Here is a 17,329-nt window from a genome sequence, read left to right on the forward strand (position 1 = left end):
GTGCACAGTACGGAGTTGGGTGGAACCAGCGCACGGACGCAGGAAACGCAGCCTACCGAGGTGCGAACATCCGCGCAGGCCCGGTTCCCGCTCGCGCCGGCGCAGCTGGGCGTCTGGTACGCGCAGCTCCTCGATCCCGAGGTGCCGATCAATGTGGCGCAATACGTTGATGTGCGCGGTGCGGTGGACGCCGAACTGTTGCAAGAGGTTTCGACCGCCGCAGGGCGTGAGTACGAATCGGTGCTCATTCGAATCGGTGAATCCGACGGTGTGCCGTATCAGTGGGTCGACCCGGAATTGCCGGTCGACATTCCCGTGGTCGATTTCCGTTCGCACCCCGATCCCGTTGCCGCGGCCAAGGAATGGATGCGCGCCGACGCGAGTGCACCCGTGGATCTGCTGCACGATCGGCTCTTCGCCGGTGCGCTGCTGCGTGTCGATTCCGACCGCCATTTCTGGTACCTGCGCGCCCACCACATCATCCTCGATGGGTACGGTGCGCTCACCAACACCATGCGCGTGGCCGAGCGCTACACCGCGCGAATGCTCGGACGGGAACCGGAGGCCGTCTCACCCGGCAGCCTGGCGACACTGGTCGACGGCGAGCACACCTATCGAGGCAGCTCCCGGTTCGGTACCGATCGCGCGCACTGGGCCGATCGGGTCGCCGGGCTGGACGCCCCGACCAGCCTCGACGGCCGGACCGCGCCGCGCTCGGCCTCCAACCTGATCGCCGGGCGGCCGCTGCCCGATCAGCTCATCGAGCGCATGAACACACTTGCCGCAAGCCAGGATTCGACGCCCGCAGTGGTGCTGCTGGCGGCTTTCGCCGCCTACCTCGGCAGACTCACCGACCGCGACGAGGCGGTACTCAGCCTGCCAGTGACCGCCCGGACCACCGCGGTGATGCGCAGGTCGGCGGGCATGCTGTCCAATATCGTGCCGCTGCGCCTGGCGACCGGCGTTACCTGGGGCGAGCTGCTGCACGCGACGCGGGTGGAGGTCGCTGGTGCGCTACGGCATCAGCGTTACCGCGCCGAGGACATTCGCCGCGACGCCGAGCACGACGGGCGCCCGGCCAGGCGCGCGCTGTTCGGGCCGCTGGCCAACATCATGCTCTTCCGCAGCGATCTCACTCTCGGCACCTCGTCCGGCCAGTACCACGTGCTGTCGACCGGCCCGGTGGAGGATCTGAGCCTCAACGCCTACTACGGCGAACGCGACCGGGTGCACGTCGATTTCGAGGCGAACCCCAACCTGTACGCCGCCGACGACATCGCCCGTCACCATGCCCGGTTCGTCCGCTACCTGGACCGGCTGCTCGTCACCGAGCTGGATGCGCCCCTGGCCGATGTCGAGGTCGCTACCGAGCTGGAGCTCGAGGTCAGCACGAAGATCTGGAATGCCACCGACCATCCGGTGGACGCGCGGGCCACGCTGGTATCGATGTTCGAGGCGCAGGCCGCGCGCACCCCGGACGCGATCGCGCTGCGATTCGCCGGCGCGCCCGACCTGACCTACGCGCAGCTGTCCGTTCGAGCCAATCGGCTGGCCCGCGTGCTGATCGCACGAGGTATCGGACCCGAGTCGCTGGTGGCGCTGCATATCCGGCGCTCGCCCGAACTCGTCGTCGCGATGTACGCGGTAGTCGCCGCCGGCGCCGCCTATGTGCCACTCGACCCCGATCATCCCGCCGATCGGACCGCGCATATCGTCGCGACCGCGCGGCCGGCGTGCGTGCTGATCGCCGGGGACGCGCCGGGGCTCGCCGACGTCTCTGTGCCCGTGCTCGACGTCCGTGACCAGGACACGACCGGGCCCGCCGGCCCCATCTGGGACCGGGAACGCAGCACGCCGTTGCGTCCTGCCCATCCGGCCTACGTGATCTTCACCTCCGGCTCGACCGGCAAACCCAAAGGTGTCGTAGTCGCCCATGCCGCGATCGTGAACCGGCTGGTGTGGATGCAGACCGCCTACCGGCTCGCGGCGACCGACGTGGTGTTGCAGAAAACACCCGCCACCTTCGACGTGTCGGTCTGGGAATTCTTCTGGCCGCTACAGGTCGGTGCGACGCTGGTGCTGGCCCAGCCCGACGGGCACCGTGATCCGGCCTACCTGCGCGCGACGATCGCCGAATACGGCGTCACCACCGCACATTTCGTGCCATCGATGCTCGAGGCGTTCCTGGCTCACCAGGATATGGGCGCCGAGACCTCGCTGCGCACGGTGTTTGCTTCCGGCGAGGCACTCCCCGCCTCGCTCGCCCAGCGGTTACGGGTGCTGATCGGCGCTCGGCTGCACAACCTGTACGGTCCGACCGAAGCGGCGGTGGACGTCACCTTCCATGAGGTGACCGATGCCGATGCCGTTTCGGTGCCGATCGGAGCACCGGTCTTCAACACCAGGCTGCATGTGCTCGATTCGCGACTGCGTCCGGTACCGGTCGGGGCGCCGGGTGAGCTGTATCTGTCGGGGGTACAGCTCGCCCGGGGATATGCCGGTGCGCCCGGCCTGTCGGCGGGCCGGTTCGTCGCCCACCCGTTCGGCGCCGAACCCGGCGAGCGGATGTACCGCACCGGTGATGTGGTGCGCTGGACGACCAACGGTGAGCTGGAGTATCTGGGCCGGACCGATTTCCAGGTGAAGCTGCGTGGACTGCGGATCGAGCCGGGTGAGATCGAGACGGTGCTCGCTTCGGTGGACTCGGTGGTCCGGGCGGTGGTCGTGGTGCGCAACGATCACGGCGTCGGCGAACAGCTGGTGGCCTACGTGGTGGAGGCCGAGCCGGACACCGTGACGGCGGAGTCGCTGCGCGCGGCGGCCGCGCGGGCATTGCCCGGTTACATGGTGCCCGCGGCGTACGTCGTGCTCGATGCGCTGCCGGTGAATGCCTCCGGCAAATTGGATCGTGGCGCGCTGCCCGCACCGCGGCGGACCACCGCCGTGTACGCCGCGCCCGCGACACCGGTGGAGCAGGCGGTGGCCGGGGTGTTCGCCGAACTGCTCGGTCAGCAGCGGATCGGCCGTGACGACGACTTCTTCGCCCTCGGAGGCAATAGCCTGATCGCCACCCAGGTGGCTGCCCGGCTCGGCGCCGACCTCGGTTGCCGGCTCGGTGTGCGCGAGCTGTTCGCCGCGTCCACGGTGGCGGCACTGGCCGAGCTGATCGAGCGACATTCCGACACCGGGGTGATCGCGCCGTTGTACGCGCGCCCGCGGCCGGAATACGTACCGCTCTCGCTCGCGCAACAGCGGATGTGGTTCCTCAACCGCTTCGAGGCGGCGAGCGCGAGCTACAACATGCCGTTCGTGGTGCGGCTGCACGGTGACCTCGACCATCGGGCATTGTGCGCCGCGCTCGCCGATGTGGTCGAACGCCATGAGGTGCTGCGTTCGGTCTTCCCGGCAACTCCGCCCGGTGTGGATGCGGCGGGGTCGGCGGCGCATCAGGTGGTGCTAGAGCCGGCGCAGTTCGAGGTCGAGCCCGAACCGATCGGTGCGGATGAGCTGGGGGATGAGCTGGCGTCCTTCGCCGCAGCCGGTTTCGATCTCGAACGCGAGATCCCGTTCCGTGCCCGTATTTTCGACATCGACGACGACAGCTGCGCGTTGGCGATCGTCGCGCACCACATTGCCGCCGACGGACTCTCGCTGCGGGTGCTGGCACGTGATGTGATGTCCGCGTACGCCGCCCGACGCGACGGTGCGGCGTCGACGACGGCACCGCTGACGGTGCAGTACGCCGACTACAGCATGTGGCAGCGCGACCTGCTCGGCTCGGCCACCGACCCCGCCGCACCAATGGGGCGTCAGCTGGATTTCTGGACGACCGCACTGGCGGGTGCACCGGATCTGCTGGAGCTCCCCGCGGACCGGCCGCGTCCGGCGATCGCCTCCGGGCGTGGCGCAACCCACCGTTTCGAGATCCCTGCCGACCTTTACGACGCAATCTCGGAAACCGCACGTGCACAGCGTGTCTCGGTCTTCATGGTGCTACACGCCGCATTCGCCGCGCTGCTGTCGCGCCTCGGTGGTGCCGATGACATCGTGATCGGCACCCCGGTCGCCGGTCGTGGCGATCGCGCGCTCGACGACCTCATCGGCATGTTCGTCAACACGCTGGCGCTGCGCACAACCATCGCCGCCGACAGCACGGTCGATCAGTTGTTCGCGCAGGTCAAAGATGCTGATCTGGCCGCTTTCGGGCACGCCGAGCTACCGTTCGAGCAGTTGGTCGAGGCGATCAACCCGGCGCGATCGCAAGCCCGCCATCCACTGTTCCAAGTGCTACTCGCCTTCGACAACGCGGGCGACATCAGCTTCGAACTCCCCGGTATCTGGGCAAAGACCAGTACTCTGGACACCGGGGTGACCAAGTTCGATCTCCAACTCACGGTCACCGATCACCTCGGCGGGGCCGGACTCAGGGAAGGTCCGGCGCCGACCGGGGTACCCGCTGAAATTACTTACGCGACAGATCTTTTCGACGAATCCACGATTGCTCGATACGCGCGGATGCTGCTGCGCGTCCTGCGGGGGATCACCGGCGACAGTGGTGCCGTCGTCGCCGACCTGCCGCTTATGGATACCGCTGAACAACGCCGCGTGATCGAACTCGGCGATGCGACAGCGGTGCGCCCGGCGCGACGCGCAGCGGCGTCGCTCAGCCTCGAGCCCACGTCGATCGCTGGACCAGCAGTCGGTCCGACGCTGCTCGATGCGTTCGCAGCCCGTGCCGAGCGCACACCGCAGGCGATCGCGGTGATAGATGGCGCCAGCCGCCTGACCTACGGCGACCTCGCCGACCGCGTCAACCGGCTCGCTCGCCGCTTGATCGCCGCCGGGGTCGGGCCGGAAACGCTTGTCGCGCTGGGTATGCCTCGCACGGTGGAGTTCGTGGTGGCCGCGTATGCGGTGCTCACCGCGGGCGGCGCCTATGTCCCGCTCGATCCGGAACAGCCGGTCGCACGCCTGCGGCAGGTGTTGGAAACCGCCGAGCCGCTGTGTGTGCTGATCCGGACCATCGACGAATGGCCGATTGAGGACGTTCCGGTCATCGAGTCGGACGCCGCCGACATCGCCGCCTACGCGCCCGCGCCGATTATCGATGCGGACCGTCGAGTCCCGCTGCGCCCCGACAACACCGCTTATGTCATCTTCACCTCCGGCTCCACCGGACGCCCCAAGGGCGTCGCTGTGCCGCACGCCTCGGTCGTCAACCAGATCGACTGGATCACCGCCGAATACGACATCGATGCCGACGATGTGGTGCTGTTCAAGACGCCCTGCACGTTCGATGTTTCGGTATGGGAGTTGTTCGCGCCGACCGCGGTGGGTGCGCAGCTGGTGGTCGCCGAATCCGGCGGTCACCGTGACGTCGCCTACCTGGCCGAAACCATCGCGGCCCACAGCGTGTCCATGACCTCCTTCGTGCCGTCCATGCTGACTGTGTTCGCGGAGACCGCGCCCGCCGAATCGCTGACCTCCCTTCGCATCGTGCTGGTGGCCGGTGAGGCGATGACCGCAGCGGCAGCGGCGGCATTCGGGGCGGTGAGCCCCGCCGCGCTGCACAACCTGTACGGTCCAACGGAATTCACCGTCCACGCCACCCACGCGCCCGTGTCGACGCAGACGAGCGGTGCGGTGCCGATCGGGCGGCCGGTGTCAGGTAGCCAGGTACTGGTTCTCGACGCGCGGCTGCGGCCGGTTCCCGACACGGTGATCGGTGAGCTGTATCTGTCCGGTGTGCAGGTGGCCCGCGGGTACCACGGGCGCACCGACCTCAGCGCGGCACGTTTCGTCGCCAACCCCCATGGTCGCGCGGGTGCGCGGATGTATCGCACCGGTGATCTGGTCCGCCGCAATCGCGCCGGTGAGCTGGAATATCTGGGCCGCAGTGACTTCCAGGTGAAATTGCGCGGGCAGCGCATCGAACTCGGCGAGATCGAGGCGGCGTTGACCGCCGCGGCCGACGTGCAGTCCGCCGCCGTGCGGGTGTACACGCACACCGCGGGTGAGCTGCTGGTCGCGTATGTGGTCACCAGCATCCAGGACGCGACGCGGGAGCTCGACTCCCGGCTGCGGGCCGTGCTGCCCTCGTACATGGTGCCCGGCGCCTACGTCCGACTCGACGCTATGCCGTTGACCGTCTCGGGCAAACTCGACCGCAAGGCACTGCCCGATCCGGTGCTCACCGCCGCGACCTTCCGCGCACCCGTCAGCCGGGCGGAGCAGACGGTGGCGGAGATCTTCGCGCAGATGCTCGGCGTCGGTCGGGTGGGCCTGGACGACGATTTCTTTGCCCTCGGTGGGAACTCGCTGGTCGCGACCCAGATCGCGGCCCGGATCGCCGCGCGGCTCGATGCCGATGTGCCGGTACGGATGCTGTTCGAATATCCGACCGTCGGTGCGCTCGCTGCCCAGCTGACCGCGCCGGACGGTTCCGGCCGGGCGCGGCGCCCGCTGGTGGTGGGCGAGCGGCCACCGGTGGTGCCGCTGTCGTACGCGCAGCAGCGCATGTGGTTCCTCAACCAGTTCGACGCGGGGTCGGTGGCGAACAACCTCACCGCCGCGGTGCGGTTGACCGGGGAGCTCGACCATCAGGCGTTGAGCGCGGCGGTCGTGGATGTGGTCGAGCGGCACGAATCGCTGCGCACGATCTATCCAGCGGTGGATGGCATTGCCCGCCAGCAGGTGCTGCCCGCCTGCGACGTCACGATCGAGTTCGAGGTCGACGACGTTGCGCCCGATGCGCTGGATGCGCGGATCCTCGCCGAATCCGCCGCCGCGTTCCAGGTCGACCGGGAACCTCCGGTCCGTGTCGGCCTGCTGCGCCTCGGCGCCGACGATCACGTGCTGGTGGTGTCGATGCATCACATCAGCGCCGACGGCTGGTCCATCGCCCCACTCACCCGTGACCTCATGTGTGCTTACGCCGCCAGGTGCGCCGGCACGGTACCGGCATGGTCGCCGCCGCCCGCGCAGTACGCCGATTACACGCTCTGGCAGCGTGCGGTTCTCGGCACCGAGAACGATCCGGATTCGCTGCTCGCCGAACAGATCCGGTTCTGGGCGTCGGAACTGGACCGGCTACCCGACGTGCTGGACCTACCCGCTGACCGTCCGCGACCCGCCGTCGCCTCCGGTCGCGGTGCACGTCATACGTTCACCATCGACGCCGGCACCCATCGCGGCATCCGTGAGCTGGCCCGCCGTTCGAACGCCTCACTGTTCATGGTGTTGCACGCCGCCTTCGCGACCCTGCTGTCGCGGCTGAGCGGCCGTACCGATATCGCCATCGGTACGCCCGTCGCGGGTCGTGGCGACCCGGCGCTGGACGAGCTGGTCGGCATGTTCGTCAACACGCTGGTGTTGCGGTCACAGGTGGAGCCCGAGCGCGGTTTCACCGACCTGCTCGCCGACATCCGCGAGGCGGATCTGCGGGCGTTCGCCCAGGCCGATGTGCCGTTCGAGCGGCTGGTCGAGGTACTGAACCCGCTGCGTTCGGCGGCGCGGCACCCGCTGTTCCAGGTGATGCTCGATGTGCAGAACACCGCGACGACCAGCCTGGAACTGGCGGGTGTTACGGCCACCCGGCTCGAGATCGACACCCGAACCGCGAAATTCGACTTGCAGCTGACGGCCACCGAAACCGTCGATGGCGGGGATCCGGCGGGCATCGAGGCCGTGTTCGAGTACGCGACCGATCTGTTCGACGCCGCCACCATCGCCGCTTTCGCCGACCGCCTGCGGCTGCTGCTTGACGACGCACTCGCCGATCCGCAGTGTCCAGTGGGCGACCTCGATCTGATGGCGCCCGGAGAGCGTGAACGGGTGCTCGATATCTGGAACGCCACCGCCGCGGATGTCCAAACCGGACAGACGTTGGTATCGCTGTTCGAAGCGCAGGCGGCGCGTACGCCCGACGCAGTCGCGGTGTCGTACCACGATGATGAACTGGCTCACCGGGCGTTCGGCCCCCACTCCGCACTGTCCTATCGCGAGTTCGCCGCCCGGGTGAACCGGATGGCCCGGCTGCTGGTGTCGATCGGTGTACGACCCGATTCCCGGGTCGCGGTGGCCATGCCACGGTCGCTGGATCAGGTGGTCGCGATGTACGCGGTGCTCACCGCGGGCGGCGCGTACGTCCCGGTGGATCCGGAGCATCCGGCCGAGCGCATCGGTCATGTGCTGCGGACCGCGCGGCCGGTGTGTGTGCTCACCCGGTCCACCGACGGCCTGGAACTGCCCGCTCCCGATGCCGAGGACGCGTGCGTATGGGCGGTGCTCGACGTCGACCAGTTCGACGCCTCTGACTACTCGGACGCGCCGCTGACCGACGTCGACCGGCTCGGCGGCCTGACCGACGGCAATGCGGCGTACGTGATCTTCACGTCGGGCTCGACCGGTCGCCCGAAGGGTGTGGCGGTCTCGCACGGGGCGATCGTGAATCGTCTGGTGTGGATGCAGTCGGCGTACCAGTTGGATGCCACGGATGTGGTGTTGCAGAAGACGCCCGCGACATTCGATGTGTCGGTGTGGGAGTTCTTCTGGCCGTTGCAGATCGGTGCGCGACTGGCGCTTGCCGCGCCGGACGGTCACCGTGACCCCGCCTACCTGGCCGATGTCATCGACGCCGAGGCGGTGACGGTCGCGCACTTCGTGCCGTCCATGCTGGCGGCGTTCGTGAGTTCGCCGGCGCTCGCTGCGTCTGCCCGCTGCACGTCGTTGCGGATGGTCTTCGCCTCCGGTGAGGCATTGCCCGCCGCGCCCGCCCACCGGCTGCGCGAGCTGACCGGTGCTCGGCTGCACAACCTGTACGGGCCGACGGAGGCCGCGGTCGACGTCACGTTCCATGAGGTGACCGAGGCGGACATGGTGTCGGTGCCGATCGGTGCGCCGGTGTTCAACACGCAGGTGTATGTGCTGGATGCGCGGCTCAATCCGGTGCCGGTCGGTGTGGCGGGTGAGCTGTATCTGGCCGGTGTGCAGCTGGCGCGTGGTTATGTGGCGCGTCCGGATCTGACCGCGGATCGTTTCGTAGCGAACCCGTTCGGGGCGTCCGAGCGGATGTATCGCACCGGTGACCTGGTGGCGTGGAACGCGGCCGGTGAGCTGGAGTATTTGGGCCGCACTGACTTCCAGGTGAAGTTGCGTGGTCTGCGCATCGAACTCGGCGAGATCGAGGCGGCACTCGATGATCTCGACAGTGTCGCCCGATCAGCGGTGCTGTTGCGGGCAGACGCCGCGGGCGATCAACTGGTCGGCTACCTGCTCGGTGAGCCCGGCCATGACATCGACCTCGATGTGGTGAAAGCATCGCTGGCCGAGCGTATTCCGTCGTACATGCTGCCCGCCGCCTATGTGGTGCTCGACGAGTTCCCGGTCAATGCCTCCGGAAAACTCGACCGCGCCGCCCTGCCGGCGCCGGTGCGGGAAGTCGCCGTTTTCCGGGCGCCGACGACGCCCGCCGAACAACTCGTGGCCGATGTCTTTGCCGAGGTTCTCGGCATTCACCGCGCCGGACTGGACGACGACTTCTTCGCCGTCGGCGGTAACTCACTGAACGCGACGCAGGTCATTGCCCGCGTCGCGAGCGCTCTCGAGGCGGACCTCGGGGTGCGAGAGCTGTTCGACGCGCCCACCGTCGCTGCGTTCGCCGCCCGCGCCCTCGCCCGGCGTGGCACCCGGACACGGACCCCGTTGGTGCGACGGGAACGCCCGGCGCGGATTCCGCTGTCACCGGCGCAGCAGCGCATGTGGTTCCTCAACCGGTTCTTCAGTGAGGACACCGGTGTGGGTGACGCCGTCGACAACATTCCGCTGGCGCTGCGCCTGACCGGCGACCTCGACCGCGACGCGTTGGCCGCAGCCCTCGCCGACCTGGTCGATCGCCACGAAACGTTGCGGACGATCTACCCGGACGGCGCTGACGGTCCCGAGCAGCGCATCCTGCCGCGCGTCGCTGCCGGTATCGCGCTACGCGCCGAGACGGTGACCGCAGCTGAGCTAGGGCACCGGCTGGCAGCGCTCGCTGCCGAGCCGTTCGACCTGACCGCCGAAACCCCGCTGCGCGCGGCCTTGTTCACCGTCGACTCGGCCGACCATGTGCTCGCCCTGATCCTGCATCACATCAGCGCGGACGGATTCTCCCTCGGCCCGCTGGCCCGCGACCTGATGACCGCCTACACCGCCCGCCGCGCCGGCGTCCCGCCCGAATGGGACGAACTGCCTGTGCAGTACGCCGACTATGCGCTCTGGCAGCACGATATCGCCGCCTCGGACGAGCACCGACGTGCGCTCGAGCATTGGCGTCGCACCCTCGATGGTCTTCCCGAACAGCTCGAACTGCCCACCGACCGCCCGCGTCCCGCCGTCGCCACTCATCGCGGTGAGACGTTCCGGCTGCACATCGATGCCGAACTGCACAGCGAACTGCGCGAACTGGCCCGTAAACGCGAAACCACCCTGTTCGGCACGGTGCATGCCGCCCTGGCGGTGCTGCTGTCGCGGTTGTCCGGCACGGCCGATATCGCCATCGGCACCCCGGTCGCCGGCCGCGGCGACGCGGCGCTGGACCAGCTGGTGGGCATGTTCGTCAATACGCTGGTGCTGCGTAGCCATATCGACACCAGGCAGCGCTTCGAAACCGTACTCGACCAGGTGCGCGCCTCCGATCTAGAGGCGCTGTCGCATGCGGAGGTCCCGTTCGATCAGCTGGTCGAGATGGTCGCGCCGACGCGCGCACGTAACCGTCATCCACTGTTCCAGGTGGCGTTGACCTTCCAGAACTTCGAGCTGCCCACGCTGGAGCTGCCGAAGCTGGCGGTGCGTCCGCTCGACATCGACGGCGGCGCGGCGAAGTTCGATCTCCAGTTCACCGTCCGCGAATCCGATCCCGAGGGTCGCGCCGATGGCATGGATATCGACATCACCTACGCCACCGACCTTTTCGATGCCGATACGGTCGCGGTGCTCGGCCGCCGCTTCACCCAGGTACTGGCGGCCGTAGCCGCCGATGCCACCGTGGTGGTGGGTGATATCCAGGTGCTGTCGGCCGAGGAACAGCATCGCGCGCTCTACGAATGGTCGGTCACCGGCGCCGATCGGGCCACCGGATCCGGCACGCTGGCCGATCGATTCGCCATCGCAACGGCGCTGGATCCGGCGGCGGTCGCGGTGCGCGCCGATGACCGGTCGCTGAGCTACGCCGAACTCGACGAATGGTCGAACCGTTTGGCGCGGCGGCTGATCTCGGCAGGCGTCGGACCGGAGGCGCTGGTCGCGGTGGCGTTGCCGCGGTCGGTCGAGCTGGTAGTTGCGCTGCTGGCGGTGGTCAAGGCCGGTGGTGGTTACCTGCCGATCGACCCTGCCTACCCGGCCGACCGGATCGAATACGTCCTCGACGACGCCAGGCCGATCTGCGCGGTCACCAGCGCGACCACCGAGCTGGCGCGAGGCTGGTTCGGCGGTCCGGTGATCGATATCGCGCTCACCGATCCGGCCGACCCGGCCAACCGGGATCACGGAGGCTGCGCGCCGGTCACCGACGCCGACCGTCGGGCGCCACTCGATCCGGCCGCCACCGCGTACGTCATCTACACCTCCGGCTCCACCGGACGCCCCAAGGGCGTCGTCGTCCCGCATCGCAATGTGCTGCGCCTACTCGACAACACCCAGCGCCACTTCGCCTTCGGGCCGTCGGATGTGTGGACGCTGTTCCACTCCTACGCCTTCGATTTCTCGGTGTGGGAACTATGGGGTGCGCTGCTGCACGGCGGAACACTCGTGGTCGTCGACTACTACACCTCGCGCTCGCCGCAGCAGTTCCGTGAATTGCTGGCCGCCGAGGGCGTGACGGTGCTGAACCAGACCCCGTCGGCGTTCTACCAGCTGGCGGCCGCCGACCTCGCCGAACCCGCCCGCGACGACCTCGCGCTCCGCTACGTGATCTTCGGCGGTGAGGCGCTCGAGCCGCAGCGTCTCACCGGCTGGTTCGCGCGGTATCAGCGCACACCGCGGCTGGTGAACATGTACGGCATCACCGAGACCACCGTGCATGTGTCCTACCGGCCGATCGATGCGGGTACCGGCTCGGCCAGCATCATCGGTGGTGCGCTACCCGGGCTGGTGGTGCGGGTGCTCGACGACCGGCTGCGTCCCGTTCCGGTCGGTGTGCCCGGTGAAATCTATGTCTCCGGCGGCCAATTGGCGCGCGGCTACCTCGGAAGGGCGGCCCTCACGGCCGGCCGCTTCGTCGCCGACCCATACGCAGCCGACGGCTCACGCGCTTACCGTTCCGGTGACCTCGCGCGCTGGACTCCCGACGGTGAACTCGAATACCTGGGCCGCGCCGACCAGCAGGTGAATCTGCGTGGATTCCGCATCGAACTCGGCGAGATCGAGGCGGCACTTCTGGATGAGGCCGCGTTGTCCGATGAGGCGGCGGTATTGCGGGAAGTGGCTGTGGTGGTGCGCACCGATCTGGCCGATGAGCCCCGGATCGTCGCGTACCTGGTCGCGCCCGGCGCGGTAGATACCGCCGCACTACAGCAAGGGCTGGCGCAGCGACTACCCGAGCACATGGTGCCTGCCGCGATCGTGCCGGTGGAGCGGATTCCGTTGACGGTCAACGGGAAGCTCGATCGGGCCGCCTTGCCTGCGCCGGTGTTCGAGACAACTGTCTACCGCAAGCCCGCCACGCCTGCCGAGGAGATCGTGGCAGGGGTGTTCGCCGAGGTTCTCGGGATGGGCACGGGGGCAGGCCATCGGGTCGGTGCGGACGACGACTTCTTCGACCTCGGCGGCAGTTCGCTGCTCGCCGCGAAGGCCGCCGCACGGATCGGGGGGGCGTTCGGGCGGACGGTCGGCGTGCGCGCGGTGTTCGAGCATCCTCGCGTAGCGGAACTGGCCGCCGCGGCGCGTGCCGAGGAGACGGAGCCGAGCAGGCCGCCGCTGGTGGCGGGCGTACGCCCGGCTCGGTTGCCGCTCTCGCCTGCCCAGCAGCGCATGTGGTTCCTGAACCGGTTCGACGGGGCGTCGACCGCCTACAACATTCCACTGGCGCTGCGGCTGACCGGTGCGCTCGATATCGCCGCACTGCGGGCCGCGGTCGGTGATGTGATCGGCAGGCACGAGTCGCTGCGTACCCGCTATCCGGAGACCGACGGCGCGGCCGAACAGCTGATCGTGCCCGCTGCACAGGCGATGCCCCCCCTCGATCCGGTCACCGTCACCGAGACCGAACTGTCCGCGCGGATCCGCGACCTCGCACAGACGACCTTCGATATCACCGCCGAGATTCCGGTGCGGATGTGGTTGTTCCGGCTGAGCGATACCGAATTCGTCTTTGCCGCTGTCCTGCATCACATCGCCGCCGACGGCTCCTCCATCGCACCGTTCGTGCGGGACCTGATGCTCGCCTACTCGGCGCGGCTGGACGGTTGTGCGCCGTGCTGGAACCCGCCCGCCCTCCAGTACGCCGACTACGCGCTGTGGCAGCGGACGCTGCTCGGCGCCGAGAACGACCCGGAGTCGATCGCGGCGCGCCAGCTCACCTTCTGGCGCGAGAGCCTGGCCGGACTGCCCGACCAATTGGCGGTGCCCACCGACCACCCACGTCCGGCCAAGCAGAGCCTGCGCGGCGGGAAGGTCTCCAGCACTGTCGACCCCGAACTGCACGCCGCCCTGACCGCGTTGGGCCGCCGCAACGGCGCGACCTTGTTCATGGTGCTGCACGCGGCCTTCGCCGCCCTGCTGGCCAGGCTGTCGGGCAGCACCGACATCGCGGTCGGTACCCCGGTCGCCGGGCGCGGCGCTGCCGAACTCGACGAGGTCATCGGCATGTTCGTCAACACGCTGGTGTTGCGCACGCAGGTCGAGGGCGCCGAACCGTTCGACGCGCTGATCGCCCGCGCCAGGGAGACCGATCTGGCCGCGCTCTCGCACGCCGATGTGCCGTTCGAGCGTCTGGTCGAGGTGCTGAACCCGCAGCGCTCCACCGCGAGGCACCCGCTGTTCCAGGTCGGCTACTCCTTCCAGAATCATGAGCGCGGCGAGCTCCGGCTGCCGGGGCTGGACGTCACCGATATCGAATTCGACAGCGGTACGGCGCAATTCGACCTGCACCTGTTCGCGGTCGATCAGTACACCGGTGACGGCGCGCCCGCGGGCCTCGAACTGGCCCTCGGCTACGCCACCGATGTGTTCGAATCCGCCACGGCCGAACGCATCCTCGCCCAGCTGGGGCGTGTGCTGTCCGCGGTGGTCGCGGATCCGGAGCTGGCGGTCGGCGATATCGAACTGCTGGACGGCGACGACCTTGCGCGCTTGACGCACTGGAACGAGACCGCGCATCCGGTGCCAACGGTGACACTCGCGGATCTCTCGGTCGTTCGCCCCGCCCACCTGCACGAGACGGCCGTCATCGACACCATCGGCGACACCCATCTCACCTACGGCGAGTTCGACGCACGCGTGAATCGCCTCGCGCGCACCCTCATCGCCCACGGTGTCGGGCCCGAATCGACGGTGGTGCTTGCCATGCGCCGTTCGGTGGAGCTGGTGGTCGCGATGTATGCCGTGGTGCGTGCGGGTGGTGCGTATGTGCCGGTCGATCCCGACCATCCGGTTGATCGGATCCGCCACATCCTGGCGACCGCCGCGCCGGCGTGCGTCCTCACCACCTCCGTCGACGGAGTGCCGATCGATATCGACGTGCCGGTGCTCGAAGCCGACAGGCCCGAGTCCGACGTGGATTCGAGTCCCGTCCGCGACAGCGAGCGGGTCCGCCCGCTGCGTCCCGAACATCCGGCGTATGTGATCTTCACGTCCGGCTCGACCGGACTGCCCAAGGGCGTGACGGTCCCGCACTCGGCCGTGGTGAACCAGCTGCTGTGGCTGCGCGCGCATTTCGATCTCGGGCGCGACAACCGGGCACTGCTCAAGACACCTGCCACCTTCGACCTGTCGGTGTGGGAGCTGTGGTCGCCGTTGACGACCGGCGGCGCACTCGTTGTCACCGCGCCCGGCAGCGAACGCGATCCGGACCGGTTGCGCGCGCTCATCGCAGAACACCGCGTCACGGTGCTGCATGCGGTGCCCTCGCTGATCGGGATGCTGCTGGCGGGTGGTGCGTCGGTGCCCGCATCGCTGCGGCACGTGCTCGCGATCGGTGAGGCGTTGCCCGCGGCGACGGCTGCCGAGTTCGCGGCGTGCTCGACGGGCACTCGCCTGTACAACCTGTACGGACCGACCGAAGCCGCCGTATCCATCACCGCCTACGAGGTCGCCGAGGAGGTGGCACACACGGTGCCGATCGGACGGCCGGTGTGGAACAGCGGCGTCCACGTCCTCGATACGCGACTACGCGCGGTGCCGATAGGTGTGGCGGGGGAGCTGTACCTGTCCGGTGTCCAACTCGCCCGCGGCTACCACGGACACCCCGGTTTGACCGCGGACCGGTTCGTCCCCGACCCGCACGCGGTCGGCGCTCGCATGTACCGGACCGGCGATATCGTGCGCAGGCTGCCCGGTGGCGACCTGGAGTACCTCGAGCGTGCCGATTTCCAGGTGCAGATCGGCGGCTTCCGGATCGAACTCGGTGAGGTCGAATCGGCGCTGCTACGCAGGCCGCAGGTGCGGGCGGCGGTCGCGGTGGCACGTCGTGACGAGCGAGCGGGCGACCGGCTCATCGCGTATGTGGCGGTACCGCAGGCGGATTCGGACCCGGAGACCGACGCCCGGTTGCGGACGGCGATCGCCGCCGAGCTGCCCACCTATATGGTGCCGTCGACGATTGTGGTGCTCGAGGCGTTGCCGCTGAACGCCAACGGCAAGGTCGACCGGGCTCGACTGCCCGAGCCGGTCTTCGCCGAGGCGGCGTTCCGCGCTCCGGCCGGTGCGGTCGAACAGCTGGTCGCGGCGACCTTCGCCGAGGTCATCGGTGCCGACACCGTCGGCGCGGACGACGATTTCTTCGCCCTCGGCGGCAACTCACTGATGGCGACCAAGCTGGCCGCCCGCCTCGGTGCCGCACTGAGCAGGCAAGTGCCGGTGGCCGCGGTGTTCGACGCGCCGACGGTGGCCGGGCTCGCTGCCGCGCTGGCCTCGTCGGAGGGCCGGGCGCGTCCACCGCTGGTGCGGCGCACCGGTACCGGTCCGGCTCGCCTCTCGCCCGCGCAGCAGCGCATGTGGGTGGTCAGCAGGTTGACCCCGGACTCCTCGGCCTACCATGTGCCCGCCGCGCTGCGGCTGACCGGCACGCTCGATCTCGCCGCTCTCACCGCCGCGATCACCGACGTGATCGTCCGGCACGAGACGCTGCGCACGCGGTACCCGGACACGGACGCAGGTCCGATTCAGGAAGTGCTCGACGCCGACACGGTCGCCCTCGGCCTCACTCCGGTCCCGGTGCGCGAGGACGCCCTCCAGACGAGGATCGACGACTTCGTCGCCACCGGCTTCGACATCACCGCGGCACCGCCGGTCCGGGCCGCACTGTTCCAGCTCGCCGCGACCGAACACGTGCTGGTGGTGGTGCTGCACCACATAAGCGCCGACGGGTACTCGATCGCACCCATGACCCGCGATCTCGTCACCGCCTATCTGGCGCATAGCGCAGGCCTTTCGCCGTATTGGGAGCCGCTGGAGATTCAGTACGGCGACTTCAGCGAATGGCAGCACGAGCTGCTCGGTGCCCCGGACGACCCGGACAGCGTGGCCGCCGGTCAGCTGGCCCACTGGACCAGCGAACTGCGGGAGGCGCCCGAGCTGCTGGCGATTCCGACCGATCGTCCACGGCCCGCGCGGCGCGATATGCGCGGCGGAACCGTCGATTTCGCGCTGGACGCAGCGCAGCTGGCCGCACTGGACGGCATCGCTCGCAGCACTGGCACCACCGTGTTCTCGCTGGTTCACAGCGCCCTCGCCGTACTGCTGTCCAAGCTGTCCGGCAGCGGTGACATCGTCATCGGCGCGCCGGTGGCCGGTCGCGGCGAACGGGCACTCGACGACCTGATCGGCATGTTCGTCAATACCGTCGCACTGCGCACCGAGGTCGATCCGCGTACCCGATTCGCCGACCTGCTGCGCGCCACCGGTCGCCGCGACCTGGCGGCGCTGGCACACGCCGACGTCCCCTTCGAGCAGGTCGTGGACGCCCTCGGCCGCACTCGCTCCAGCAGCTACACCCCGTTGTTCCAGGTGATGTTCACCTATCAGAACATGCCGCACGGTGTGGTGGAGCTGCCCGGGCTCGCGGTGCGCGCCCTCGACCTCGGCCTCACCGAAGCCAAGTTCGATCTGCACCTCACCGGTATCGAACGCCCGG

The 17,329-nt window shown here is 68.8% G+C and carries 1 protein-coding gene (only partly in view); it reads left to right on the top strand.

The window, feature by feature from the left end:
• Positions 1–17,329 carry the 5' portion of a non-ribosomal peptide synthase/polyketide synthase gene (locus GV792_RS19485; RefSeq protein ID WP_163825588.1) on the top strand. It continues 569 nt past the right edge of the window, so only the first 17,329 of its 17,898 coding nucleotides appear in the window; the start codon lies at positions 1–3; its stop codon lies off the right edge, out of view.

This window comes from Nocardia cyriacigeorgica (genome assembly GCF_010868145.1).
GTDB classification, from domain to species: Bacteria; Actinomycetota; Actinomycetes; order Mycobacteriales; family Mycobacteriaceae; genus Nocardia; species Nocardia cyriacigeorgica_D.